At 61.5% G+C, this 25162-nt stretch carries 23 protein-coding genes; 16 read left to right on the top strand and 7 right to left on the bottom strand.

What is annotated here, in order from left to right; translation table 11 throughout:
• Positions 1-62: 62 nt before the first annotated feature.
• From GAL_RS03900 to GAL_RS03890, 3 genes are all read left to right on the top strand, one after another.
• Entirely contained in the window at positions 63-314 is a 252-nt protein-coding gene (locus GAL_RS03900; protein WP_024096287.1) for a hypothetical protein, read from the top strand.
• 182 nt (positions 315-496) lie between these two features.
• The gene (locus GAL_RS03895) at positions 497-703 is read left to right on the top strand and encodes a hypothetical protein (RefSeq protein ID WP_024096286.1); all 207 of its coding nucleotides are present in this window, start codon (positions 497-499) and stop codon (positions 701-703) included.
• A gap of 222 nt (positions 704-925) precedes the next feature.
• Positions 926-1144: a hypothetical protein gene (locus GAL_RS03890; protein WP_024096285.1), complete on the top strand. Its 219-nt coding sequence runs from the start codon at positions 926-928 to the stop codon at positions 1142-1144.
• Between the two features lie 48 nt (positions 1145-1192).
• Here GAL_RS03890 and trxC read toward each other — a convergent pair whose 3' ends face one another.
• Together trxC and GAL_RS03880 are read right to left on the bottom strand one after the other, a co-directional pair.
• Positions 1193-1618 carry a thioredoxin TrxC gene (gene trxC, locus GAL_RS03885; RefSeq protein WP_014875533.1) on the bottom strand — a complete coding sequence of 142 codons (426 nt, stop codon included), beginning with the start codon at positions 1616-1618 and terminating at the stop codon, positions 1193-1195.
• 104 nt (positions 1619-1722) lie between these two features.
• Positions 1723-2964: a hypothetical protein gene (locus GAL_RS03880; RefSeq protein ID WP_024096284.1), complete on the bottom strand. Its 1242-nt coding sequence runs from the start codon at positions 2962-2964 to the stop codon at positions 1723-1725.
• Positions 2965-3397: 433 nt separating this feature from the next.
• On the opposite strand from GAL_RS03880, the gene GAL_RS03870 reads away from it, so the two are divergent.
• Complete coding sequence (locus GAL_RS03870) at positions 3398-3949, top strand: L,D-transpeptidase (RefSeq protein WP_024096283.1); 552 nt, start codon at positions 3398-3400, stop codon at positions 3947-3949.
• Between the two features lie 293 nt (positions 3950-4242).
• Positions 4243-4449: a cold-shock protein gene (locus GAL_RS03865; RefSeq protein ID WP_014875536.1), complete on the top strand. Its 207-nt coding sequence runs from the start codon at positions 4243-4245 to the stop codon at positions 4447-4449.
• 130 nt (positions 4450-4579) lie between these two features.
• Here the strand turns inward: GAL_RS03865 and GAL_RS03860 are convergent, their stop codons facing one another.
• On the bottom strand, positions 4580-5221 hold the full coding sequence (locus tag GAL_RS03860; RefSeq protein ID WP_040104205.1) for an arylesterase: 642 nt from the start codon (positions 5219-5221) through the stop codon (positions 4580-4582).
• 51 nt (positions 5222-5272) lie between these two features.
• Between GAL_RS03860 and GAL_RS03855 the strand changes: the two genes are divergently transcribed.
• A complete protein-coding gene (locus tag GAL_RS03855) occupies positions 5273-5989 on the top strand; it encodes an ABC transporter ATP-binding protein (RefSeq protein WP_024096281.1) in 717 nt (238 codons plus the stop codon).
• Positions 5986-8511, top strand: a complete 2526-nt coding sequence (locus GAL_RS03850; protein WP_024096280.1) for an ABC transporter permease — start codon at positions 5986-5988, stop codon at positions 8509-8511. Before GAL_RS03855 ends, GAL_RS03850 begins: the two co-directional genes overlap by 4 nt.
• A 90-nt stretch (positions 8512-8601) precedes the next feature.
• Here the strand turns inward: GAL_RS03850 and GAL_RS03845 are convergent, their stop codons facing one another.
• Positions 8602-9066 (bottom strand): RrF2 family transcriptional regulator, encoded by a 465-nt coding sequence (locus GAL_RS03845; RefSeq protein ID WP_024096279.1) that lies wholly within the window; start codon positions 9064-9066, stop codon positions 8602-8604.
• A gap of 228 nt (positions 9067-9294) precedes the next feature.
• On the opposite strand from GAL_RS03845, the gene GAL_RS03840 reads away from it, so the two are divergent.
• Together GAL_RS03840 and GAL_RS03835 are read left to right on the top strand one after the other, a co-directional pair.
• Positions 9295-9879, top strand: coding sequence for a gamma-glutamylcyclotransferase family protein (locus GAL_RS03840; RefSeq protein ID WP_024096278.1), 585 nt, complete (start codon positions 9295-9297; stop codon positions 9877-9879).
• Positions 9879-11066: a DUF2254 domain-containing protein gene (locus tag GAL_RS03835; RefSeq protein WP_024096277.1), complete on the top strand. Its 1188-nt coding sequence runs from the start codon at positions 9879-9881 to the stop codon at positions 11064-11066. The genes GAL_RS03840 and GAL_RS03835 overlap by 1 nt, the downstream gene beginning before the upstream one ends.
• 134 nt (positions 11067-11200) lie before the next feature.
• Here GAL_RS03835 and gltX read toward each other — a convergent pair whose 3' ends face one another.
• On the bottom strand, positions 11201-12526 hold the full coding sequence (gene gltX, locus GAL_RS03830; RefSeq protein ID WP_024096276.1) for a glutamate--tRNA ligase: 1326 nt from the start codon (positions 12524-12526) through the stop codon (positions 11201-11203).
• A 196-nt stretch (positions 12527-12722) separates the two neighbouring features.
• Here gltX and GAL_RS03825 point away from each other — a divergent pair, with 196 nt between their 5' ends.
• Complete coding sequence (locus GAL_RS03825; protein WP_244462771.1) at positions 12723-14246, top strand: sensor domain-containing diguanylate cyclase; 1524 nt, start codon at positions 12723-12725, stop codon at positions 14244-14246.
• Between the two features lie 83 nt (positions 14247-14329).
• Here the strand turns inward: GAL_RS03825 and GAL_RS03820 are convergent, their stop codons facing one another.
• Positions 14330-15988 (bottom strand): NAD+ synthase, encoded by a 1659-nt coding sequence (locus tag GAL_RS03820; protein ID WP_024096274.1) that lies wholly within the window; start codon positions 15986-15988, stop codon positions 14330-14332.
• Between the two features lie 170 nt (positions 15989-16158).
• Between GAL_RS03820 and GAL_RS03815 the strand changes: the two genes are divergently transcribed.
• Together GAL_RS03815 and GAL_RS03810 are read left to right on the top strand one after the other, a co-directional pair.
• Complete coding sequence (locus tag GAL_RS03815) at positions 16159-17658, top strand: MORN repeat-containing protein (protein WP_024096273.1); 1500 nt, start codon at positions 16159-16161, stop codon at positions 17656-17658.
• A gap of 295 nt (positions 17659-17953) precedes the next feature.
• Complete coding sequence (locus tag GAL_RS03810) at positions 17954-19525, top strand: 2-isopropylmalate synthase (protein ID WP_024096272.1); 1572 nt, start codon at positions 17954-17956, stop codon at positions 19523-19525.
• Positions 19526-19602: 77 nt separating this feature from the next.
• Here the strand turns inward: GAL_RS03810 and GAL_RS03805 are convergent, their stop codons facing one another.
• Positions 19603-20403 carry a 23S rRNA (adenine(2030)-N(6))-methyltransferase RlmJ gene (locus tag GAL_RS03805; protein WP_024096271.1) on the bottom strand — a complete coding sequence of 267 codons (801 nt, stop codon included), beginning with the start codon at positions 20401-20403 and terminating at the stop codon, positions 19603-19605.
• 250 nt (positions 20404-20653) lie between these two features.
• Between GAL_RS03805 and GAL_RS03800 the strand changes: the two genes are divergently transcribed.
• Genes GAL_RS03800 through mrdA form a run of 4 tightly spaced genes read left to right on the top strand, consistent with a single transcriptional unit; the run spans position 20654 to position 25160 of the window.
• A complete protein-coding gene (locus GAL_RS03800; protein WP_024096270.1) occupies positions 20654-21700 on the top strand; it encodes a rod shape-determining protein in 1047 nt (348 codons plus the stop codon).
• 52 nt (positions 21701-21752) lie between these two features.
• A complete protein-coding gene (mreC, locus tag GAL_RS03795; protein WP_024096269.1) occupies positions 21753-22688 on the top strand; it encodes a rod shape-determining protein MreC in 936 nt (311 codons plus the stop codon).
• A complete protein-coding gene (gene mreD, locus GAL_RS03790) occupies positions 22678-23214 on the top strand; it encodes a rod shape-determining protein MreD (protein WP_024096268.1) in 537 nt (178 codons plus the stop codon). The genes mreC and mreD overlap by 11 nt, the downstream gene beginning before the upstream one ends.
• A complete protein-coding gene (gene mrdA, locus GAL_RS03785; protein WP_024096267.1) occupies positions 23214-25160 on the top strand; it encodes a penicillin-binding protein 2 in 1947 nt (648 codons plus the stop codon). The genes mreD and mrdA overlap by 1 nt, the downstream gene beginning before the upstream one ends.
• The last annotated feature ends 2 nt before the right edge of the window (positions 25161-25162 follow it).

The following is a 25162-nucleotide window of genomic DNA, read 5'->3' as shown; positions in this document are numbered from 1 at the left end:
CATATTCTCACGATGCCCCCGGCGAGAACCGCTTGGGGATAGGGCCAGAGAAAGGGCGGAGCATGGCAGGGATTGGTATTCTGGTAGGCGTCATCGGCGGGCTGAACGCCGCCATTCTGGGCTACACACTGATCGGTCTGTCCTTCGGCATGAGCCTGCTGCTTTATCCGCTGTTTGGGGTACCCTCGGCGATGCTGGCGATCCTGCTGCTCTGGATGCAGAAAACCGCGCGCGAGTCGTTTGGGCAGGAGGCGCTGGATGATTTGGCACAGGCCGCCCATCCGGAGTTCGCCGGGAAACCTGCACGCGCCTGATCTTTTTGCAAAAACCCTCACACAACACGATTTCGCGCGTTATACGCGCAACCCTGTGCTGATCCTGCCATAGATCACGAATAAGCTGCAACACATACCAATATACTCGCCGTCTGACCGTAAGGCGTATTGATTGCACGACCTACTTTAGGTCAATTTACCTCAATTGAGGTGAGGGTGCGATGGCTTGGTTGGCAATGTTGACAAGTGCTGGGGTGACAATGCTGGTCACCGTGCTGGGCCATGTGGCCTTCAACCTACCGATCTGGGGCCTGTTCTTGCTCTATTCCGGCCTTGGTGGCCTGCTTGGACTGGCGCTGACACTGTGTTTGATGATTAAAAACGGCGGGTTTTCGCGCAAGACGATGGCGCCAAATTCTCAGGATTAGTCAATTCCAGAACAGCCGGCCAATCATATCCGACCAAAATGATCATCTAATTATCATTTCAAAACAACACCCTAACCAGACACCCATGGTGAACAAAGCGCTGACAAACCCGCGCGTTAACCAAATCTACAGAAAATTTGAACTATTCTCGTGGATATCGAAGCGTTGCGATCTGCATAAAAAATTGTAGATTAAATGCAACTCAACCCAAAGGGTAGGACTATGGCGTGGATCGGGATCATCGTGGGCACTTTTGCAGGGATTTTCTCTGCTGTGGCGGCCTATGCCCTCTATGCGCTGCCCCTCTGGTATAGTCTGATGCTCTATCCCACTGTCGGGACAACAAGTGCGATTTTGACGATTTTGATTATCATCCATCTGCCACCCGGCTTACGCCCAATGGCGCAGCCGCAGCGGGATGAGCTGCACCGCACCGCCTGAGGCGGCCCCTTTGGCAGGCATCTGCCCGGACCCTGACACCCGTTACATCTACCCCTTGGCCCAGCTGACGATCTGCCCTGCCCGCATGGCACCGGCTTGTCGTTTCTGCTCCTTGCCACGGGCAAAGCGCACCAGTGTCGGAATCCCCTTGATACGATAGCGCGCGCCAGTGGACTGATGGGTCTGGGTGTTCAGCTTGACCAGCCGCACCTGCCCCTTCAGCGACTTTGCCGCCTTGGCAAAATCCGGCGCCATCATCTTGCAGGGGCCACACCAGGGCGCCCAGAAATCCACCACCAACGGCAAATCATCCTGTGCCGCAGCCTTTTGCAGGGTTGCCGGATCGACATCCACCGGCCCCGCCGGGATCAGCGCCGCACCACAGGTGCCGCATTTGGGACCTGCGGCCAGACGGTCCTCCGGCACGCGGTTCAGCTGCGCACAGCTGAGGCAGGTCAGGGTTTTGGCGCCCATGTCGCGATCACTCCTTGCAGACGGCCGCTGGTGCGACCTTCTCCCGGTATACGGGAGACTGCGCGCGGGACAAGAGCCTGCCGCTCGAGACCTGCTACCTGCGCCTAGAAGGTGAGCTTTGCCCCCAGAATGACGCTATGGGACCGCACGCCGGCGTCGCCCGTGCGCCGGGGCAGGATCAACGGCACAAACCCATCGTTGAACAGATACTCCGCCCCCAGCGTGACATTCGGGGCCACCGCGACCTCCATCCCCAGAATGACCTGCGACATCGATTCCCATTCGGTGCCCGATGCCCCCTGCCGCCCGTGACTGGCCGACAGCGAATAAACCGCAGGGCGCCCCAGAAACTCACTCCGGTAGCGCCCCTGCAGCGTCAGCGCGCTGACCTTATGGTCGGTGGCAGGCCAACGGTCGGTGGTCTGGGTGAATTCAGCCATGACGTCAAACCGCTCGCCGCTAAGGGTGGCGTGAACATCCCACGCCCCGTTCCAGCCGCGATCAATGCCGCTTCCCGGCGGATGATGCGCAATCGCACTGTCATAGATGGTCCCGCGCAAGAACCCCGCCCCAAGTTTCAGCCCCAGTCCATTGGCCAGCGGGATGCGATGGACCGCGTTCAGCGCGTAGTTGGTATAGTGATCATCGTTCTTCGGGCTGCTGATCACACGATTGCCGCGATGGTTGCGGATGATCGACAAGGCCAGCTCGGTCCGGTCCGTGATATAGCCAATCTCAATCAGCGGATCCTTGGTCTGGGCCCAGAAATAATGGCTGCTATGGGTGTGGGTGAAGGGCGCGTAGCTGGCAAAATTACCGAAATTCACGGTCTTGCGCCCCACCGCCACATAGAAAGGGGAGCGATCCAAATCGCCGATGGCCAGCCAAGCCTTGCGCAGCTGGATATCATTCTGACCGGGGTATTCGACCTCGGTGTATTCGCCCTGCACAAAGGCCGTCAGCACCGATGTGGTCACGGTGGCGGTGAGCGAGATATCATTGATCACGCCATAGGTATCAGAGGTGCCGCTGGTATGGGTCGGCGGCAGGCGCGACAGGATCGGAAATTTGCCGGGCGTATTGGTGTTCTCATAGATCACCGTGCCTAAGAAGCGCCCGCCAAAGGTGATCTTGTTGATGCCCAGCTGCCCGGACTGGCGTGCGCGCAGGGCAATCGCGACCTTGTTGGTCACATCCTCCTGCCGGTCCAGCATGCGTTCCGAATAGCGCAGCGCGGTTGCGAGAAAACCGACGCCCTCCTGCGCCTTGCTCATGTCTGCTGCGGTCATGCCCACAGCCATCGTCAGCGCGGCCAACACCGCGCGCCCCCCAAATGAAACAGTCACAATCGTTACTCCAGTATATGACCCCCGACAGACCGCCAGCTGTGCTGCGCACAACACCCGGCCGATTCCAGACAGGGTCAATCCGGTTGCAGGCAAAACAGGCCCAACGCCAAACCGTTAGAAAATAACGTATCCCCCGTGCGACCGTGCCGGTGGAACTGCCCCCGCAGCCGCGCCGGAAATACTGTCGCCAATCGCTGAAATCCGCCGAAACTGGCGGTGGATCAGAAACGCGATCCGATCACAGGGTATCACAGCTTCGTGATCTGACGAAGCCTGATCTGCCAAGGAGACAACGACCTGACTGCGGGCAGCTGTTGCACCGGCGGCGCGCAGGCCACAGTGCAACCGACCCGTACCGGGCCACCTATTGACCGGATTGTCCCCACCCCGCAGACTGGCTGCATCTGTTCCAAAAATGAAAGAGCCCCGCATGTTGTCACGCCGCGCCTTTCTGGCCAGCTCCGCTGCAGCCTCGCTCTGGCCCCAGATCGGGTCAGCCGAAACGGTCTTTGATCCGACCCCGCAAGAGGTCCGCATCAAGAAGCAATTCGCCCCTGGGCAGATCCTTGTGCTGCCGCGATCCTATTACCTCTATTACGTGACGGAGCCGCGACGGGCACGCCGCTACGGGGTTGGGGTTGGTCGCGCCGGTCTCGAGTTTACCGGCACCGCTGTCATTCAGGCCAAGAAAGAATGGCCGACCTGGCGCCCCACGCCCGAGATGATCGAACGAGATCCACGCAGCTATGCCCGCTTTGTCGATAATAAATACATCCAGCCCGGTGGCACCGATAACCCGCTGGGCGCGCGCGCGCTTTACCTGTTTCAGAACGGCATCGACACCTATTTCCGCATTCACGGCACCAATCAGCCGCAGACCATCGGACATTCCGTCTCCAACGGCTGCATCCGCATGACGAATGAGCATATTGTCGATCTCTACGAACGGGTGCCACTGGGAACCGTGGTGACAGTGCTCTGATCAACATCAGACCGGAGCGGCAACGCGTGATCTGGCCTCGATTCGGCGTCAGCGCTTGCCTGCGTGCTGAGCTTTGCCGATCAGCGCGCCATCGCCGCCCCTGCGTTGCCCAACTAACAGGCACCCTTGCTATAACACTTGCGCCAAAAGACCTTTGGCGACAAGATCGTTACCGCAAGGTTACGCAGAACTCATCGCTGTCCTAGGAGGCTCGGTCATGAATACGCAATGACATTGCCGGGCTGTCGCATGTCGCGGACAGGGATTTGAGTAAAGACTGGGAGAAGAAGACGATGGCCACAGGCACCGTCAAATGGTTCAACACCACCAAAGGTTACGGTTTCATCGCACCCGATGCGGGTGGCAGCGATGTATTTGTACATATTTCTGCAGTAGAGCGGTCCGGGCTGACCGGCCTCGCCGACAATCAGAAAGTAACCTATGAGCTGCAACCGGGTCGTGATGGCCGCGAGTCTGCGGTAAATATCGAACTGGCCTGATCGGTCAGAACGACAATAAGACCAGCTGTCGGCCCCTTCATCGGGGCCGTCTTTTTCGTGGGGTAGGTGTTTCGGGCTGCACAGGTTTTGAAAGTCGCATCCGCCGGGTCAGCTGCGCTTGGTGGCACGCCTATTGCTTTGCCAATTCGACCAGATCCAGCACTTTCGGACCGATGGCGGCCACATTAAGCGCCACGCCTTCGGCATTAGGGTGGATCCCGTCCTCCTGCAGATATTGCCCCGCAGCCTGAATATCATTCCCGGTTGCACCCCGAATACCGGCGAGGCTATCCGCGTGAAGCAACGTGTCGTAGTCCCGCGCGAGATCAGGGAAAATCGCGTCGAACTCAGCCTTGAAATCCGCGCCATAGTTGCCCGGTGCCTGTATGCCAACCAGCAGCACCGGGACCGCATTGGCCTCTGCGACCTCAAGAATGCGGCTGAGATTGGCACGGCTTTCGGACGGCGCAAGGCCGCGCAGCAGGTCATTGCCACCAAGCGCCACGATAAGCGCATCCGGTCCGTCCGCCAGCGTCCAGTCGATCCGGGCGGCGCCGCCTGCGGTGGTATCGCCGGAGACGCCGGCATTGATCAGCCGCACCTCAGCCCCTTTTTCGCCCAGCCAGCGTTGCAGCTGCGGCACCCAGCCCTGCCCCTGCGGCAGGCCATACCCCTGCACCAGACTGTCCCCTAGTGCTGCAACGCGCACCGGCTCTGCCTGCGCAATCGCTGCAGTTAACATAAAAATCAGTCCTGCTATCATCTTGCGCATTGCTACAAAGGCTCCATATCCAGAGTGGTCCCAAAACAGGCGCGATATCACATGCAGTCCAGCACGATCCCCTCATCCGATCCCATTCTGAACCTCCAACATGCGTCTTTGTCGCTCGTTGGCAATACCGGACCTGTCGAAATCCTGCGCGATATTTCGCTTGCGGTCGGCAACGGAGAGACGCTGGGGCTAATCGGTCCTTCCGGTTCCGGGAAATCTTCTCTGCTGATGGTGATGGGGGGGCTGGAGCAAGCCACTGGCGGTACTGTCACCGCATTGGGGCAGGATCTGACGGCGATGGATGAGGATGCGCTGGCCCGGTTCCGGCGCGACAATATGGGCGTGGTGTTCCAGAGCTTTCATCTGATCCCGACCATGACCGCGCTGGAGAATGTTGCCACACCGCTGGAACTGGCCGGCCACAAGGATGCCTTTGAGAGGGCACAGGCTGAGTTGGAGGCGGTCGGATTGGGCCATCGTTCGGGTCATTTCCCAGCACAGATGTCCGGCGGCGAACAGCAGCGCGTGGCGCTGGCCCGCGCCTTGGTCACGCGCCCCCGCATCCTGCTGGCGGATGAGCCGACCGGCAATCTGGATGCCACCAATGGCGATGCGATCATGGATCTGCTGTTTGACCTGCGCGACCGCTATGGGGCGACTCTGATCATGGTAACCCATGCACCGGAGCTGGCGGCCCGCTGTGACCGGGTGATCCGGCTGCGCGACGGGCGGTTGGATCAAGACGCCGCGCGTGAGGCCGCTGAATGAGCTCCTCTGCCCTGTCGCTGGCCACGCGGTTTGCCAAGCGTGAACTGCGCGGTGGCCTCTCCGGGTTTCGCGTTTTCCTGATCTGTCTGGCGCTGGGGGTTGCGGTGATTGCCGGGATCGGCTCCCTGCGCTCGGCAATCCAGACGGGTCTGAGCGAGGAAGGCGCGATGCTGCTGGGCGGCGACGCCGAGCTGGGCTTTACCTATCGGCGCGCCACCGCTGAGGAGCAAGCCTGGATGGAGGCCCGCGCCCTCGCCCGTTCTGAGGTCATTGACTTCCGGTCCATGGCGACGGTGGGCGACGAGCGCGCGCTGACCCAGGTGAAGGCCGTAGATGATGCCTATCCGCTGGTGGGTACGGTGATCCTCTCACCCGAGATGCCGCTGGAGACCGCACTGGCGGGATCAGGGGATTTACCCGGCGGTGTGATGCAGCGGGTTCTGGCGGATCGGCTCGGCCTGTCCGTTGGCGATGAATTCACCCTTGGCAGCCAGCAGTTTGTGCTGACGGCGGTGTTGGAGAATGAACCCGATGCGGCCAGCGCAGGGTTCACCCTTGGCCCACGTACCCTTGTGCGCACAGAGGACTTGGCCCAATCCGGTCTCTTGCAGCCTGGCACGTTGTTTTCCAGCAAATACCGGCTGACCCTTCCCCCGGATACCGATCTGGAGCAGCTGAAAACCCGTGCCGTGGCACAGTATGACAACAGCGGCATGCGCTGGACCGATGCCCGTAACGGCGCGCCGGGCATTGCCACCTTTGTCGAGCGGCTGGCCGGGTTTCTGGTGCTGGTTGGCCTCTCCGGGCTCGCGGTGGGCGGTATTGGCGTCTCCGCTGCGGTACGGGCCTATCTGGCTGGCAAAACGGCGACCATCGCCACCCTGCGCACCCTTGGTGCCGACCGTCGGACGATTTTCCTGACGTATTTTCTGCAAATCGGTGTGCTGGCGCTGTTGGGCATTGCCATCGGTCTTCTGATTGGCGGGCTGGCTCCGGTGCTTCTGGGACCGCTGATTGCGGCGCAGCTGCCGTTTCCTGCGGTCTTCGGCATCTCGGTTCCGGCCCTAAGCGAGGCAGCCCTTTACGGTTTGCTGACCGCCTTTGTCTTTGCGCTCTGGCCGCTGGCCCGGGCGGAGCGGATCCGGGCGGCGGCGTTGTTTCGCGATGCGCTGGACAGCCGCAGCCGCTGGCCCGCGCCGCGCTATATCTTGGCCACCGTCGTTGCTGTGGCGGTGCTGATCGGCGCGGCGGCCCTGTTCAGCGGCGCCGTTGAGCTGACGCTCTGGACTGCGGGCGGGCTGATTGGCGCGCTGGCGGTGCTATTGCTGGCAGCACTGGTGCTGGGTTGGATCGCGCGCCGCTCCGCGCCCCTGGCCCGTGGCAACCCGGCGCTGCGTTGGGCGCTCTCCGCGATCGGGACCTCCCGCGATGGTGCGGTGCCAACGGTGCTGGCGCTGGGGCTTGGCCTGACGGTGCTGGCGGCCATCGGTCAGGTCGATGGCAATATGCGCCGCGCGATTGAGGGCAATCTGCCCGATGTTGCCCCCTCCTACTTCTTTGTTGATATCCAGCGGGACCAGATGCCGGACTTCCTCACCCGCGTTGAGGGCGATCCGGCTGTGGACCGAGTGCAGAGCGCGCCGATGCTGCGCGGGGTGCTCACCACCATCAACGATCAGCCCGCGACCGAGGTGGCCGGAGATCACTGGGTGGTGCGCGGCGATCGCGGCATCACCTATGCCGCGAAACAGCCCGAAACCACGCAAATCGTGGCTGGCACGTGGTGGCCAGAGGATTACACCGGGCCGCCACAGGTCAGCTTTGCCCGCGAGGAGGCCGAGGAACTGGGCCTGGATCTGGGGGATACGCTGACACTCAACGTGCTGGGCCGCGACATCACTGCGACAATCACCAGCCTGCGCGAGGTTGATTTCTCGACCGCTGGTATGGGGTTTGTCATGGTGCTGAACGAAAGCGCGCTGGCCGGGGCGCCGCACAGCTATATCGCCACTGTCTATGCCGAACAGGAGGCCGAGGCGCAGATCCTGCGCGATCTCGCCCGCGCGATGCCGAATATTACTGCCGTTCGGGTACGGGATGCGCTGGACCGCGTGTCTGAGATCCTACGGCAGCTGGCCTCAGCCACCGCTTATGGCGCGGCGGCCACCCTGCTCACCGGGTTCATGGTGCTGATCGGTACCGCCGCAGCCGGGGAGCCGGCCCGCCGCTATGAGGCCGCCGTGCTGAAAACGCTTGGCGCATCGCGACGCCGCATTCTGATCAGCTTTGCGCTCAGGTCTGTGTTTCTGGGAGCAGGCGCCGGATTGGTGGCGCTGATTGCGGGGATGAGCGGCGCCTGGGCGATCAACACCTATGTATTCGAGAGCGACTATCAGGTGATCTGGGGCAACGCGCTGGCGATCATCAGCGGTGGCATCCTGACCACGCTGCTGGCCGGGCTTGCCTTTGCCTGGCGGCCCCTTCAGGTGCGCCCCGCACGGATCCTGCGGGCGCGTGACTAACTTACGCACGCCGCTGCGACCCAAGGAAGGAACCACATCGGACACCAGCTGCGGCAGGCTGGTGTCTTTTACAGCACTGCTGCGGCCGACCTAATTCACGTAGCGCGCGCAGCTGGCGGCGACGGGTGGTTGGAACAGGGCAAACAGGTCGTCATTGTCACAGATCAGCGCCTCCAGCGTGATGCCATCCAACGACTGATAGAAGGCCTGCGCGGCCTCCGACAGGGCGAGGCGCAACCGGCAGGCCGACACCAGCGGGCAGGTATTGTCGGCATCGGCAAAACACTCCACCATCGGCACCGTGCCCTCGACATCGCGGAAAACGTCGCCAATGCCAATTTCTGCCGCAGGCTTGCCCAGTGACATGCCGCCATTGCGGCCCCGTTGGGTATGCAGATATCCCAATTGTGCCAATTGGTTGATAACCTGCGCCAAATGGTTCTCGGAGATATTGCAGCGCGCCGCAATTTCCGATTTGGTGACCAGGCGGTCCGCATGGGCCGCACAGTACATCAACAGCCGTACTGCAATATTTGTCCGTTTCGTGATCCGCATGATCGCCCCTCCAAGGTGCCTTGATCGCCGGATCATGACATGGCTGCGCAAAGGCCACTTTGACATGTATCAAAGCTGCAATAGCTCGTTGCTGATCGCAGACATGCAGCGCCAAATATACGTCGCCAAATCTGGCTCATGGCGCCAAGGATTGAACCACTGAGGCCTGAACCACAGTGACCACAAACAGAGGCGGTCCGCCCTTGCAGCCCCGCACAGGAGATCAGAATGCCCAGCCCCCTTTCCCCTGCCCCCTATTTCTTTGGCTATGGCAGCCTGGTGAATACGCGCACCCATGCCTATGGGCAGGCCCGTCCGGCAAGGCTCAGCGGCTGGCGGCGGGCCTGGGTGCAGACAGATCTGCGCCCGGTGGCCTATCTCTCTGCGGTGCCCTGCGGCGACAGTCGCATCGACGGGCTGATCGCCGAAGTCCCCGGCGCGGATTGGGCGGCTTTGGATGACCGTGAGTTCGGCTATGATCGTCTGGCGGCGCGGGACGCGGTGCAGCATGATCTGGCGCCAGAGACCGAGATCGCCGTCTATGCGATCCCCGCCAGCAGTCAGCGTGCAGCCAGCCTGCGCCATCCAATCTTGCTGAGCTATCTTGATGTGGTGATCCAAGGCTATCTCGATGTCTTTGGAACCGAAGGCGTTGCCGATTTCATCCGCACGACCGATGGCTGGGACGCGCCAATCCTGAATGACCGCGCCACCCCCCGCTATCCCCGGGCACAGGCATTGACCACGGATGAACGTGATCTGGTGGACCAGCATCTAACTGCCCTGGGCGCACAACTGATCGAGGCGGAATAGTGATCTCACGCACGCTTCTCTACATTCAGCGGATCACCCGGCAGCTGTGGTTCCGGGTGGTGCTGATCTCGGCCTGTTCCTTACTGGCACTGGCCATCGCGCCCTGGCTCACCCCGTTCATTCCTGAGGATCTGGGCGAGCGGTTCGGACGCGAGGCCGCGCTGCCAGTGCTGAATATCCTTGCCTCCGGCATGTTGGCCGTGACCACATTTTCGCTGAATGTCATGGTCTCCGCTTATCGCACCGCCGCCGCCACTGCGACACCGCGGGTGTATCGCCTGCTGCTGGAGGACACGATCACCCAGAGCGTTCTGGCCACCTTTGTCGGCGGGTTTGTGTTCAGCCTGAGCGCGGTGATCCTGTTTCGGGCAGGGTTCTATAGCGAGGACGCGGCCATTGTGGTCTTTGCACTCACCGTCGGGGTTGTGGCGCTGATTGTCGGGGCGATTTTACGCTGGATTGATCACCTGTCGGGGCTTGGCAGCATGGATCATACCCTGCGCCTGATTGAAGACCGCAGCCGCACCAGCCTGCGCCAGCGCGCCGATGCGCCCTGTCTGGGCGCGCAACGCGCCGAAGATGACAGCCAGTTCAAGGCAGACGGCACGGCGATCCCGGCGCAGGCGTCGGGGTTTGTGCGGTTTGTGGATGTGGCGCAGCTGCAGACATTGGCAGAAGAAGCCGACACCGAGATTGCGATCCATCGCACGCCGGGAGAATTTGTGTTGCGCGGGCGGCCTGTGGCCTATGCAAAATCGGCCGATGAGGACCTGAGCGAGGCCGCAAGCCGCTGCATCGAAATCGGCGATGTGCGCAGTTTTGATCAGGACCCCTCATTTGGGCTGACCTTGCTTGCGGAAACCGCTCAGCGGGCGCTCTCTCCCGGGGTCAATGATCCCGGCACCGCGCTGGAGGTCATGGGGCGGCTGGAACGGTTGCTGTGGGAGAATACACCGGATGAGGACGCGCAGACCGGGCAGGATCCATCCTTTGACCGGGTGCTCATGCCTGCCATATCCGCCCGGCATCTTCTGTCCTGTGCCTTCCCGCCCATTGCCCACGCCGGAGGGGATGACCCGGCGGTGATTGACTGGATGGACAAGGCCCTCACGGCGCTGGGGCACCACCCCAACCCGGCCATGGCCAACGCTGCCACAAAGATGCGGGAGCAGCACTCTGATCGCTGAGACCTGACGCATATGAGACCGGGCGCGCCCGGCCCGAACACAGAGACAAGGTCTATGGTGTGGGCGGAGGAAGCCCCCCGAACGAAAAAGGCGGCCCACCCGGAGCCGCCTTTTCAGAACAATATTGGCAGAGATCAACCGCGAGCGCGGACCGTCTCCATAAGCGCCAGCAGGGCCGACATATCGGGTCCGCGTTCCATCCCGGTGACGGCTTTGCGCAGCGGCATAAACAGACCTTTGCCCTTGCGGCCAGTGGCCTCTTTCACCGCGGCGGTCCATTTGCCCCAGCTTTCGCTGTCGTAAGGCCCCTCCGGCAGCAGCGCCATCGCCTCTGCGATGAACTCCTTGTCCTCATCCGCGATCAGCGGCGCGGCGCCATCGCGGCACAGCTCCCACCAACCGGCGAGATCCTTCAGAGTTGTGATGTTTTCCCTGGCCACATCCCAGAACGCCGCCCGTTTCTCGGCCGGAACGCCCAGCGCGTCCACATGGGTCTGGACATCCGACAGCGCCAGCGACTGCAGGTAGCGTGCTGTCAGCGGGTAGACATCCTCAACATCGAATTTGGTCGGCGCCGCGCCAAAGCGGTTGATGTCAAAGCCGTCGATCAGCTCTGCCATCTCACTGCGCAGCTCAACCGGGTCGGAGGAACCCAGACGCGCCATCAGGCTCAGGAGCGCCATTGGCTGCACGCCCGCCTCACGCAGGTCCCGCAGCGCCAAGGTGCCGAGACGCTTGGACAGCGCCTCCCCCTGCGGACCGGTCAGCAGCGAGTGATGCGCGAACGACGGCACAGTGCCGCCCAGCGCCTCGATGATCTGAATCTGTGTCGCGGTGTTGGTTACATGGTCGGAGCCGCGCACCACATGGGTCACGCCCATTTCGGTGTCATCCACAACCGAGGCCAGCGTGTAGAGGAACTGACCGTCGCCGCGGATCAGCACCGGATCGGAGACCGAAGCCGCATCAATGGAGATATCGCCCAGAATACCGTCGGCCCATTCAATGCGCTGGTGGTCCAGCTTGAACCGCCAGACGCCATCGCCACGCTCGGCGCGCAGGGCGGCCTTTTCATCATCGGACAGGGCTAGCGCAGCGCGGTCATAGACCGGCGGCTTGCCCATGTTCAGCTGTTTCTTGCGCTTGAGGTCCAGTTCAACCGGCGTCTCAAACGCCTCATAAAACCGGCCGATCTCGCGCAGTTTGTCCGCCGCAGCGACATAGCGCTCCAGCCGCTCGGACTGACGCTCAACCCGGTCCCAGGTGAGGCCCAGCCATTCGAGATCCTGTTTGATCGCGTCGACGTATTCTTCCTTTGACCGCTCCGGGTCAGTATCGTCGATACGCAGGATGAAACTGCCGCCGGCCTTGCGGGCGATCAAGTAGTTCATCAGCGCGGTGCGCAGATTGCCAACATGGATATAGCCGGTCGGCGACGGGGCAAATCGGGTGGTTGTCATCACAAGTCTCCTGTTGCCCTGCCCCATGTCACATGGACGCTGTTTTGTCCAGTTATGGCGCCACAGCTGAGCTTGCCTAAAAAGTCGTTTCAAAGTTTCAGCGTTTTCCTTTGTGCAACTTAGATTTCTTTCAGACTTCCTGTGTCAGCCTGTCGCAGCACGAAGAAACGACTGGTACGAAACAATGGGGTCTCCCGTGAACAAAGTGATCCCGAATGAAATGTTGCAGGCGGAGAGCTTACCCGAGCCGTCCCACGCCCGGTTGATGGATGTGTTGAACAAGCTGGATCAGGGCGTGATGGTTTGGACCGAGGACGGGCATTGTCAGGTCTTCAATGAACGCCTGCTCACCCTTTTGGAGCTGCAGAACGGCGACATCTACCCCGGCTACTCCCGAGAGGCGTTTTTTTCCACCGCCGTCAAACTCGGCCATGTGACCGAAGAGAGCGCCGAACAGGCGGAGCAGGATTTCAGCTCGAACAAACAGCGGTTTTCAGCGACCCGAAGAATGCCCTCCGGGCGGCGGCTACAGATTGATACGCGGCGGCTGTCCACCGGGGGATTTGTCACCTGCTACACCGATGTCACCCAGATTGAGCGCAGCGCACGGGACCTGACCCAGGCGCGACAAGCCGCCGAAGAGGCCGAGCTGACCGCTCTGAAGACGCTCGCGGCAGAACAGTCCTGGCGCGAGGAAGCCAAGCTGTTGTCCCAGCTGGACGAATGGCTGCACTCCTGCAAATCCCAGGAGGAGCTGTTTCGCATTGTCAGCGCCTTCATGGCGCAGCTGTTTCCGCAATCCCGGGGGGAGCTGTATATCTACTCCAACTCACGCGATGTTCTGGACGGCAAATGCCACTGGGGCGGCGGCGAAGCGCATGACCACATCTTCCCCGATGCCTGCTGGGCGCTGCGACGGGGGCGGCAATATCTCTATTCTGCGGATAAGATCGCCTTTGCCTGCGCCCACGTGGAAGAGCAACCCAGCACCAGCGAGCATGAGGACTACGTTTGTTTCCCGGTGGTCGCGCATGGGAACACTGTGGGTTTGTTGCACGTGAAATTCGCGCCGGAAGAGGATGCCAAGCGCAAGGTGGCGCTGCATCGTCTGGCGCTGCGTTGCGGTGAACATATCTCACTGGCGGTGGCAAATGTGCGGCTGCGCGATGAATTGCATGATCAATCCACCCGAGATCCGCTGACTGGCGTCTATAACCGGCGCTATTTCCTAGGAGAGTTGCGCAATGCAGTGACCCTCGCCGACCGGCGCGCCAGCCAACTGGGGGTGCTCAGCTTTGATGCGGATCGGTTCAAGACGTTCAATGACACCCATGGCCATGATGCGGGCGACATGGTGCTGCGTGCCATTGGCGACACGCTGAAAGAGCTGTTTCACAATGGAGAGGTTTGTTGCCGGATGGGAGGCGAGGAATTTGCAGTGTTCCTGCCTGATACCGACAAGGAACAGACCATGGAGGTGGGCGAGGCGCTGCGCACCGCAATTGAGGATATCACCCTGCGCTATGGGTCCGGCACCCTGCCAAGGGTCACCATCTCCATCGGGGTGGCCAGCTACCCCGAAGATGGGCTGCTACCACAGGATCTTATGCATGCTGCAGATCGCGCGCTCTATGCCGCGAAGGACGCAGGCCGCAACTGCGTGGTGGATTGCCAGAAGGCCGACCCGGCCAAGGGGCCGTTCTCAGGGGCACAAGACTGACAGCGCCCGTCGCCACAGGTTTAGTTACCGACCGCATGTGGCGCAGCCGGATGCCTTCGCAGCACCCAAACCACCGCCCCGCTTCAGCTTGGATCGCGCCAGCGGTTCACGATCGGATAACGCCGGTCCAGCCAGAAAGCTCGCGGTGTCAAACGCGCGCCGGGCGCCGACTGAAAACGCTTGTACTCGCTGATATAAAGCAGGTGCTCCACACGTTTGGCATTCTCCCGCGAGAACCCCGCCGCGACGCAATCGGCAATCGACCCATCGCGGTCCACCAGGATCTCCAGCAACGCATCCAGTTCCGGGTAATCCGGCAGGCTGTCGCTGTCTTTTTGATCGTCGCGCAGCTCAGCACTGGGCGGTTTGTCGATTACATTCGGGCGGATCACCTCGCCCTCCGGCCCCATCATCCAGTCGCGGTGATTGGCGTTGCGCCAGCGGCAGGTCTCAAACACGCGGGTCTTGTAGAGATCCTTGATCGGGTTGTACCCCCCCGCCATGTCGCCATAGATCGTCGCATAGCCAACTGCGACCTCTGATTTATTGCCGGTGGTCAGCAACATCTCACCAAATTTGTTCGACATTGCCATCAGCAAAAGGCCCCGCAGGCGAGACTGGATGTTTTCCTCCGTCAGCCCCTCGTCCAGACCGGCAAACAGCGGCGCCAGCGTATTGGTGATGGCTGCGCGTCCCTCGGCAATCGGCACGTAATCGTAGTGTACACCCAGCGCCTTGGCCACGGCCTCAGCATCGTCGAGGGACTCTTGCGAAGTATATTCCGACGGCAGCATCACACAACGCACATTCTCCGCCCCCAAGGCATCAACTGCGATGGTGGCTACAATCGCGGAATCCACCCCGCCTGAAAGACCCAGAAGCACCTTCTTGAAGCCGGTCTTGCGCATGTAATCGCGCAGCGACAGCGTCATGACGTGATAATCCTGCTCCCACTCATCCGGCAATGAGGCCTTGGGGCCGTCAACCGCGCGCCAGCCCTCTGCTGTGCGCTCCAGATCAAGGTGGCAGATATCCTCTTGCAGGACCGGCATTTGCAACGCCAGGCCGCCGCCCGGGTTCAGCACAAACGAACCGCCGTCAAAGACCTGATCGTCCTGTCCGCCCACCATATTGAGGTAGATCACAGGCAAATCGGTTTCCACGGCACGGGCCACCATATGGTTGAACCGCACATCCATCTTGTTGCGGAAATAGGGCGAGCCATTGGGGATCAGCAGGAACTCGGCTCCGGTTTCCGCCAATGTTTCAGCCACATCTTCATACCAACCATCCTCGCAGATCGGGCTGCCGATCCGGGTATCGCCAACTGCATATGGCCCGCCCAAGGGACCGGCATCAAAGATCCGCACCTCGTCAAAGACGGTGGCATTGGGCAGATGGTGCTTCAGCACCTGCGCGGTGATCTTGCCCCCCTTCAGGATCAGATAGGCGTTGAACAATTTGCCATCTGCGACCCAAGGGCTGCCAATAGCCAGAGCGGGCCCATCGGCGCAATCGGCGGCCAACCGCTCAACCTCGGCGATGGCAGCCTGATGGAAAACCGGCTTTCGCACCAGGTCCTGCGTGTTGTAGCCGGTGATGAACATTTCCGGCAAAGCGACCAGATCCGCCCCCGCGTCACGGCCTGCGGCCCAGGCCTCGCGGGCCTTGTTTGCATTGCCCGCCAGATCCCCGACGGTGGGGTTCAACTGAGCCAGTGTCACGCGAAAACGATCAGCCATCCTGCTTGCGTCCTTCGATAATCCTGCCTTCTGCCATTAAACAGATCGCACGCGAAGGGAAAGACCACTGCGGCAAAAGACATTGCGACGACGGCAGCTGTGGCATAGTTTCCTGTCAAACAGATCAACAGGCCCGCTCCGCGGCTCTCCTTATGGCAAGCAGATAATCCATGACCCGTTTTTCCACCGCTGCTCTTTTGACCTCTGCCCTGGCGCTTGGCGCCGCCGGGGGGATCCGCCCGGCCCTGGCACAAGACGATGGCAAGGTCCTGACCACGCAGGATGAAATCGGCGGGATCTATGAGGGCACCTTCCGCGGCGGGTTGCAGCATGGCACCGGCACCTACACCCTGCCCAACGGCTATGAATACACCGGAGACTGGGTCGACGGTGAGGTGCGCGGACGTGGCGTCGCGCGTTTTCCCAACGGCTCCGTCTACGAGGGCGAGTTCGCCAAGGGCAAACCGGAGGGCGCGGGCAAAATCACCTTCGCCGATGGCGGCACCTACGAGGGGGAGTGGTCAGACGGGGTGATCAACGGTCAGGGCGTCGCGGTCTATGCCAACGGCGCCCGCTATGAGGGCGGATTCCGCGATGCCAAACACCACGGCAAGGGCCTTATGCGCAACCCCGGCGGCTATCAATATGACGGCGATTGGGTCGATGGCCTGAAGAACGGCAGCGGCAAGATCACCTATCCCGACGGCGCCACTTATGAAGGCGATATCCGCGATGGACAACTGGAGGGCACTGGCAAGCTGATCATGCCCGACGGGCTGGTCTATGAAGGTGACTGGGCCGCGAACCAGATGGATGGCACCGGGGTGCTGACGCAGCCTAATGGCGACGTCTACGAAGGCCCGCTGGTGGCCGGGCGCCGTCAGGGTGAGGGCAAGCAGATCCACGCCAATGGCGATGTCTATATCGGCAATTTCGAGGACGACCTGCGCCACGGCGAGGGCACCTTCACCAAGACCGACGGCTATGTCTACACCGGCGAATGGTTGGCCGGTCAGATCGAAGGCAAGGGCCGCGTCACCTATCCCGACGGCTCGGTCTATGAAGGGCAATTCCGCGATGATCTCGCGGATGGGGTCGGCAAAATCACCTATCCCGATGGCTCCACCTACGAAGGCGACTGGGTGGCCGGCGTGATTGAGGGCACCGGCACCACCACCTACCCCAACGGGCTGGTCTATACCGGCGCGTTCAAGAACGCCAAGAACCACGGCCAGGGCGTAATGACCTATCCCGATGGTTACCGCTACGAGGGCGGCTGGAAAGACGGCCAGCGCCACGGCGATGCGGTCGTCACCTACCCTGACGGCTCGGTCTACACTGGCAGTTTTGCCAACAGCCAGCGTCATGGCACCGGCAAGATCGTGATGACCGATGGCTTCAGCTATGAGGGCGACTGGACCGAGGGCAAGATCAGCGGCAAGGGCGTGGCCACCTATGCCAATGGCGACGTCTATGAGGGCAGCTTCCTCAACTCCAAACGACAGGGCCCCGGCGTGATGCGTTACGCCAGCGGTCAGGAGGCCGAAGGCACCTGGGAAAACGGCGCGCTGAAAACCACTGGTGGCACCACGCAGGGCAGCGATGAGACAACCCGCGAAGATCAGGCCAGTGACACCGCAGCTCCCAATGCCGACGGTGCCAGCAACTGATCCAAGGGATCGTTTCTGATTTTGGTCCCTCTGACATGGGCGCATGGGCGACAGTCGCGAGCTTTGGCCCCGTGCACATAAATTCTGTCTTCCCATTCGCCTTCGGCTCTGTATAACTCAGCGTCATGACCATGCGTGCAGATATCCTTCGCTCCGCCACCGCGTTTCGCGGTGCAGATCTGCGCGCCCTACTGATCCTAATCCGCCTCTGAGCGTGCCATCCGGCGCGCCCGCTCAGAGGGGAAGGCATGCGCGCCAAGGATTGGATTTTAGGACAGACAAGAAAGATACCGACATGACGACCGCAGCTGACAAAGATCGCGTTTTGATCTTCGACACCACTTTGCGCGATGGCGAGCAGAGCCCCGGCGCAACCATGACCCATGACGAAAAGCTTGAGATTGCCGAGCTGCTCGACGACATGGGCGTCGATATTATCGAAGCGGGCTTTCCCATTGCCTCCGAAGGCGACTTCAAAGCAGTGAGCGAGATTGCAGAACGCTCCAAAAACTCCCGGATCTGCGGCTTGGCGCGCGCCAATTTCAAAGATATCGACCGCTGCGCCGAAGCGGTGAAACGCGCCGCCCAGCCGCGCATCCACACTTTTATCGGCACCTCGCCCCTGCACCGCGCCATTCCCAACCTCACCAAGGATGAGATGGCCGAGAAGATCCACGAGACGGTCACACACGCCCGCAATCTGGTCGACAATGTGCAATGGTCACCGATGGATGCCACGCGCACGGAGTGGGATTACCTCTGCCGGGTGATCGAAATCGCCATCAAGGCAGGTGCAACCACCATCAATATCCCTGATACCGTGGGCTATACCGCCCCGGTCGAAAGCGCCGATCTGATCAAGCGCCTGATCGAAACAGTTCCGGGTGCAGATGACGTGATCTTTGCCACCCATTGTCACAACGACCTTGGCATGGCGACGGCCAACTCTCTGGCGGCGGTTGCTGGTGGGGCACGGCAGATTGAATGCACCATCAATGGTCTCGGCGAACGCGCCGGCAATACCGCGCTGGAAGAGGTCGTCATGGCGCTGAAGGTGCGCAACGACATTATGCCCTTCACCACCGGCATCGACACCCAAAAGATCATGCATATCTCGCGCCGGGTCTCCACGGTGTCTGGTTTTGTCGTGCAGCCGAACAAGGCGATCGTGGGCAAGAACGCCTTTGCTCATGAAAGCGGCATCCATCAGGATGGTATGCTGAAGAACAAGGAAACTTTTGAAATCATGCGGCCCGAGGACGTGGGCATTGCCGGCACCTCGCTGCCCTTGGGCAAACACTCCGGTCGCGCAGCCTTGCGCGACAAGCTCAGCCAGCTCGGCTTTGAGGTGGGCGACAACCAGCTGAAGGATCTCTTTGTCCGTTTCAAGGAACTCGCCGACCGCAAGAAAGAGGTGTTTGACGACGATATCATCGCCCTGATGCGCACCAGTGGTGATGAGGATGATCACCTCAAGCTGGTCTCCATGAAGGTCGTCTGCGGCACCGGTGGTCCGGCTGAGGCAACCCTTGAGATGGAGGTCGAGGGCAAGGATGTAACGGAAACCGCAGAAGGCGACGGCCCGGTTGATGCCGCCTTCAGAGCGATCCGCAAGATCCACCCGAACTCCGCGCATCTGCAGCTCTATCAGGTCCATGCGGTGACCGAAGGCACCGATGCGCAGGCCACCGTCTCTGTCCGACTGGAAGAAGACGGCGTTATCGCCACCGGCGAAAGCGCCAACACCGACACGGTTGTCGCCTCGGCCGCCGCCTATATCGGCGCGCTGAACCGGCTGATCATCCGTCGCGACAAGATGGGCGAAGGCGCCGACACACGTGAGATTTCCTACAAGGATATCACCTGAGCCGCACGCGAAACGAAACCGACAAAAGGCCACCCAAAGCGGGTGGCCTTTTTGCCCTCAGTCGTTAGGGCACGCATCTAACGCAGCTTTGCAAACAGCTTGGTCAGCCGCTGTGCTTCATCCTCGGTACCGTAGGGCGCGTTGACGATGAACATGCCGGAGCCAACCATGCGGTGGCCCTCGCGAGCGGGCGGAAACTGCACCTCATGGCGCAGCGCACCCGGCAGGTTCTGGGCCTCCAACGCGGTCAGCATCGGCTTATGGGTCCCATCGGTCAGAATCGGGTACCACAGCGCAATCACCCCGACGTTCCATTTGCGGTGCAGCTTGGCGATATGGCCGGGGATCTGCGCATAGTCGCGCTTCACCTCATAACTTGGGTCAATCAGCATCAGCCCACGGCGCGGAGTTGGCGGCGCCAGCGATTGCGCCAGCTCGAACCCGTCCTGCTGATGCACGTGGACGCGCCGCCCCACCCCATGTGGCCAAAGCGCCTCCCGCAGGGCCGCGTTTTCCTGTGGGTGCAGTTCGGCGAAATGCAAACTGTCCTCTGCCCTGAGGAGATGCGCCGCAATCAGGGGGGAGCCGGGATAGGCGTTCTCGCCGTCTGCGCTGCGGGTTCGGGTGATGGCTTCCGCCAGCGGATGCTCCACATCCAGCATAGCCCCGTCCAGCAGGCGGTTGATTCCTGCCGCGGCCTCGCCGGTCTTGACCGCCTCTGCGGCGTCCAACTGATAGAGCCCGCGTCCGGCATGGGTCTCCATGTAGCTGAGCGGTTTGTCCTTCCGCGTGAGATAGGCCAGCATCCGCGCCAGCAGCGCGTGTTTCTGAACATCCGCCAGATTTCCGGCGTGGTAGATATGTTGATATGACAGCATCCCAGCCGTCTAGCCGCAAACGGCTACAGACAAAAGCCCTCGCCTCGTGATCCCGGCAAAACGGCAGGTGACCTGCTGCCAGCGGGATCCGGCGCCTTTCTTTCCTATGGGGCACCCTTGCGATGGTGGCGAAAAGGCGCCTTTTGGTCCGAATCCGCCCTTTCGCCACCTCTCAGCGCTGCTTATAAGACATAAAGCCCGCCCTCAGCAGAGTCGCGGGACAGGTGGCAGTTTTACAGGGTCTTAATATATGTCGATCTTCGGAAGTCTTGGCGGGTTGTTCACGTCTGATATGGCAATTGACCTCGGCACGGCGAACACGCTTGTCTATGTCAAAGGTCGCGGTGTCATCCTGTCGGAACCGTCGGTTGTGGCCTATCACGTGAAAGATGGCGTGAAAAAAGTGCTGGCGGTTGGCGAAGACGCCAAGCTGATGCTGGGGCGGACCCCCGGCTCGATTGAAGCCATCCGTCCGATGCGCGAAGGGGTGATTGCGGATTTTGACACTGCCGAAGAGATGATCAAACACTTCATCCGCAAGGTCCACAAACGCTCCACCTTCTCCAAGCCCAAGATCATCGTCTGCGTCCCCCATGGTGCCACCCCCGTGGAAAAACGCGCGATCCGTCAATCGGTTCTCTCTGCCGGGGCGCGTCGCGCCGGTCTGATTGCAGAGCCCATCGCCGCGGCCATTGGTGCCGGCATGCCGATCACCGATCCCACCGGCAACATGGTTGTGGATATCGGTGGCGGGACAACCGAGGTTGCGGTCCTGTCGCTGGGCGACATTGTCTATGCCCGCTCGGTGCGGGTCGGCGGTGACCGGATGGATGAGGCGATCATCTCCTATCTGCGTCGCCAGCAGAACCTTCTGATCGGGGAATCCACCGCTGAGCGTGTGAAAACCTCCATCGGTACTGCCCGCATGCCTGATGACGGCCGTGGCCAGTCGATGCAAATCCGTGGTCGTGACCTGCTGAACGGCGTGCCGAAAGAGATCGAAGTCAGCCAGGCCCAGGTCGCCGAGGCTCTGGCCGAACCGGTGCAGCAGATCTGCGAAGCGGTGATGACCGCGCTGGAAACCACCCCGCCGGATCTGGCAGCAGATATCGTCGACCGAGGCGTCATGCTCACTGGCGGCGGCGCGCTCTTGGGGGATCTAGATCTGGCCCTGCGGGAACAGACCGGCCTGGCCGTCTCCATCGCCGATGAGAGCCTGAACTGCGTGGCGCTTGGCACCGGCAAGGCACTGGAATACGAAAAACAGCTGGCACATGCCATCGATTACGACAGCTGAGCGGCCAGACCATCTCTAGGATGGTCGACGCCCGGCGCCGGGAAGGAACACCTTGGCCAAAGATCGGTCCCAGCGCGATGACTACACCGCCCCGCTGCGCCGCCTGCTGACCGGGGTTGTCTGCCTGTGCCTGCTGGGTATTTTTCTGGTTTGGCGCATTGACAGCCCACGGGTTGAACGGTTCCGCGCGCAGGTGGTTGATGCTGTGGTCCCCAGCATGGACTGGGCGATGATCCCGGTTGAGGGAGCAATCAACCTGTTCCGCGATTTCCAGAGTTATCAGCGGCTTGCCGAACAGAACCGGGAATTGCGCAGCGAATTGCGCCAGATGCGCGCCTGGAAAGAGGCCGCGTTGCAGCTGGAGCAGGAAAACGCCCGTCTGCTGGATCTCAACAATGTGCGGTTAGACCCGCGTCTTACCTATGTGACCGGCGTGGTGATGGCCGACAGCGGGTCTCCGTTTCGCCAGTCGGTGATCCTGAATGTGGGCGCCCGCGACGGGGTGCGCGATGGCTGGGCGGCGATGGATGGCATCGGCCTTGTCGGGCGGATCTCCGGCACCGGGCAGGACACCGCGCGGGTGATCCTGCTGACCGATGCGGCCAGTGCGGTACCTGCGCTGATCCAGCCTTCGGGGCAGAGCACGCTGGTGGCTGGCGACAACAGCCCGGCACCGGTGATCGACTTCCTTGAAAACCCCGATCTGGTCCGCCCCGGTGACCGGGTTGTGACCTCAGGCGATGGCAATGTGTTTCCGGCAGGCCTGCTGATCGGGCAGGTTACGCAGGACCGGTTTGGCCGCCTGCGGGTGCGCCTGTCGGCAGACTATGAGCGGCTCGAATTTCTGCGGGTGCTGCGCCACCACGGCTCAGAGGTGATCAAGGATCCCGGCGGCCTCGTGGTGCCTGCACCGGGCATCAATATCCCGCAGCCCCGCCCCGAAGGTCTGGGCGATGAGGCCGCAGCGGAGGCCGGCAATGGCGAATAACGCCCCGGCACGGATCTGGATCATGCGGGCGGCCTTTCCCGCCTTGGCCCTGGTGGTTATGTTCTTTCATCTGCTGCCCCTGGACACGCTGCCCTCCCGCTGGGCACCGCCGGATCTGCTGCTGGCGCTGGTCATGGCCTGGTCGGTTCGCCGCCCTGACTATGTCCCGACCCTGCTGATTGCCCTGACATTTCTGCTGGCGGATTTGCTGTTTCAACGGCCACCGGGGCTGATGGCGCTTCTGGTTGTGCTCGCCTGCAGCTTTCTGAAATCGCAGGTCCAGCCGCACCGCGAAACCGCCTTTATTGGGGAATGGGTCACCGTGGCGATGACCATCACCGCTGTGACCTTGCTCAACCGGCTGATCCTCGCGGTTCTGGGGGTGGTGCAGCCGTCGCTGGGGTTGATTCTGATCCAGATGGTGGCAACATTGCTGATCTATCCGCTGATCGTGCTGATCAGCCAAAGCCTGCTGGGGGTGCGCAAACTCTCCCCCGCGGAGGCAGAAGCCCTGGGAAGCCGCTGATGAAACGCAACGTCAAAGACGTCGAAGCCACACATCGCAAACTCAGCCGCCGCGCCCTGCTTTTAGGGGGGATGCAGCTGGCCTTTGCCGGTGGTCTTGCAATGCGAATGCGCCATCTTCAGGTCGATCAGGCAGATCAGTTTCGCCTGCTGGCCGAGGAAAACCGGATCAACCTGCGCCTGATCCCGCCCGCCCGCGGGCAGATTTATGACCGCAACGGCACCATTCTGGCGCAGAACTCCCAATCCTACCGGATCACTGTGGTGCCGGAGGACGCAGGTGACGTGGGTGACGTCATCGACAAGCTGTCGCGCCTACTGACGCTGGACCCCGAAGATATCGAACGCGCCATGGCCGAGATGCGCCGCTCACCGCCGTTTCTGCCGATCACTCTGGCGGATCAGATCAGCTGGGACGATATCTCCAAAGTCGCCGTGAACGCCCCCGCCCTGCCCGGCATCACGCCTGAGGTTGGCCTGACCCGTGTCTATCCCCAGCAGGAAGACTTTGCCCATGTGGTCGGTTACGTCGGTCCGGTCTCCGACTATGATCTGAGCAAGATGGAAGACCCCGAGCCGGTGCTGATGATCCCGCGCTTCCAGATCGGCAAGGTCGGGTTCGAGGCCAAGCGCGAAGACGTCTTGCGCGGCAAGGCCGGCGCCAAGAGGGTTGAGGTCAACGCCACCGGGCGGGTCATGCGTGAGCTGGACCGACGCGAGGGTGAGGCCGGTGCGGATATGCAGCTGACCGTTGATGCGGATTTGCAGTATTACACTCAGGCCCGCCTGGGTAAGGAAAGCGCCAGCGCCGTGGTGATTGATTGCGAGAGCGGCGATGTACGCGCCATCGCCTCCTCCCCCAGCTTTGATCCCAATCTGTTTGTGCGAGGGATCTCGGTCGCCGACTACCGGATGCTCACCGAAGACCCCTATCGCCCACTCGCCAATAAATCGGTGCAGGGCACCTATCCGCCGGGATCCACCTTCAAGATGATCACCGCCCTCGCCGCGCTGGAAGAAGGCTTGATCGGCACCGAAGACACTGTCTGGTGTCCGGGCCATCTGGAGGTCTCAGGCCGCCGCTTCCACTGCTGGAAACGCGCAGGCCACGGCCATGTGGATCTCAACACCTCGCTCAAAAGCTCCTGCGACGTCTATTACTACGACCTCGCCATCAAGGTTGGCATCGACAAGATTTCCGCCATGGCAAAACGCTTCGGCCTTGGCGTGCGGCACGATCTGCCGATGTCCGCCGTGGCCAAGGGGATCGCCCCGAACAAGGAATGGAAGTCGAAGACCTACGGTCAGGACTGGCTGGTTGGCGACACCGTGAACTCCTCCATCGGGCAAGGCTATCTTTTGGCCTCGCCAATGCAGCTGGCGGTGATGACCGCGCGCTTGGCCACTGGCCGGTCGGTTACCCCGCGCCTGCTGAAATCCATCGACGGGGTGGAACAGCCCAGCGGCGCGGGCGACCCAATCGGCGTCAATGAAAACAATCTGCGCACCATCCGCCGGGGCATGTATTCGGTCAGCAATGAGCGGCGCGGCACCGGCTATCGCTCCCGGATCATTGCGGACGGTATGCGCATGGCCGGCAAAAGCGGCACCAGCCAGGTGCGCAATATCACCGCTGCCGAGCGGGCCGCCGGGGTGATCCGCAACGAGGATCTGCCGTGGGAACGCCGCGACCATGCACTGTTTGTGGCCTATGCACCGGCTGACGCTCCGAAATTTGCCGTTGCAGTGGTGGTCGAGCATGGCGGCGGCGGCTCCAAAGCAGCCGCCCCGATTGCGCGCGATGTGCTTTTGCAGGCGCTTTATGACGGCAGCCCGCCGCTAGAAGCCTACCCCAAGAAGGACCGCACAAACATCGAAGCCCTGCAGGAACGTCTGGAACGTGAGCGCATTCAGCGCAACCGTGACAGCGGCAGCGACCAAGCATGAGA

The sequence above is a fragment of the Phaeobacter gallaeciensis DSM 26640 genome (assembly GCF_000511385.1).
In the GTDB taxonomy this organism is placed as follows: domain Bacteria; phylum Pseudomonadota; class Alphaproteobacteria; order Rhodobacterales; family Rhodobacteraceae; genus Phaeobacter; species Phaeobacter gallaeciensis.
The sequence above is the reverse complement of the archived record's forward strand: the minus strand, read 5'-3'. Positions and strand labels throughout refer to the sequence as shown.

Excerpts from the sequence above, each read along its gene's own strand:
- GAL_RS03900 (WP_024096287.1), top strand. The coding sequence starts at position 63 with ATGGCAGGGATTGGTATTCTGGTAGGCGTCATCGGCGGGCTGAACGCC.
- GAL_RS03895 (WP_024096286.1), top strand. The coding sequence starts at position 497 with ATGGCTTGGTTGGCAATGTTGACAAGTGCTGGGGTGACAATGCTGGTC.
- GAL_RS03890 (WP_024096285.1), top strand. The coding sequence starts at position 926 with ATGGCGTGGATCGGGATCATCGTGGGCACTTTTGCAGGGATTTTCTCT.
- trxC (WP_014875533.1), bottom strand. The coding sequence starts at position 1,618 with ATGGGCGCCAAAACCCTGACCTGCCTCAGCTGTGCGCAGCTGAACCGC.
- GAL_RS03870 (WP_024096283.1), top strand. The coding sequence starts at position 3,398 with ATGTTGTCACGCCGCGCCTTTCTGGCCAGCTCCGCTGCAGCCTCGCTC.
- GAL_RS03865 (WP_014875536.1), top strand. The coding sequence starts at position 4,243 with ATGGCCACAGGCACCGTCAAATGGTTCAACACCACCAAAGGTTACGGT.
- GAL_RS03860 (WP_040104205.1), bottom strand. The coding sequence starts at position 5,221 with ATGCGCAAGATGATAGCAGGACTGATTTTTATGTTAACTGCAGCGATT.
- GAL_RS03855 (WP_024096281.1), top strand. The coding sequence starts at position 5,273 with ATGCAGTCCAGCACGATCCCCTCATCCGATCCCATTCTGAACCTCCAA.
- GAL_RS03850 (WP_024096280.1), top strand. The coding sequence starts at position 5,986 with ATGAGCTCCTCTGCCCTGTCGCTGGCCACGCGGTTTGCCAAGCGTGAA.
- GAL_RS03845 (WP_024096279.1), bottom strand. The coding sequence starts at position 9,066 with ATGCGGATCACGAAACGGACAAATATTGCAGTACGGCTGTTGATGTAC.
- GAL_RS03840 (WP_024096278.1), top strand. The coding sequence starts at position 9,295 with ATGCCCAGCCCCCTTTCCCCTGCCCCCTATTTCTTTGGCTATGGCAGC.
- gltX (WP_024096276.1), bottom strand. The coding sequence starts at position 12,526 with ATGACAACCACCCGATTTGCCCCGTCGCCGACCGGCTATATCCATGTT.
- GAL_RS03820 (WP_024096274.1), bottom strand. The coding sequence starts at position 15,988 with ATGGCTGATCGTTTTCGCGTGACACTGGCTCAGTTGAACCCCACCGTC.
- GAL_RS03815 (WP_024096273.1), top strand. The coding sequence starts at position 16,159 with ATGACCCGTTTTTCCACCGCTGCTCTTTTGACCTCTGCCCTGGCGCTT.
- GAL_RS03810 (WP_024096272.1), top strand. The coding sequence starts at position 17,954 with ATGACGACCGCAGCTGACAAAGATCGCGTTTTGATCTTCGACACCACT.
- GAL_RS03805 (WP_024096271.1), bottom strand. The coding sequence starts at position 20,403 with ATGCTGTCATATCAACATATCTACCACGCCGGAAATCTGGCGGATGTT.
- GAL_RS03800 (WP_024096270.1), top strand. The coding sequence starts at position 20,654 with ATGTCGATCTTCGGAAGTCTTGGCGGGTTGTTCACGTCTGATATGGCA.
- mreD (WP_024096268.1), top strand. The coding sequence starts at position 22,678 with ATGGCGAATAACGCCCCGGCACGGATCTGGATCATGCGGGCGGCCTTT.
- mrdA (WP_024096267.1), top strand. The coding sequence starts at position 23,214 with ATGAAACGCAACGTCAAAGACGTCGAAGCCACACATCGCAAACTCAGC.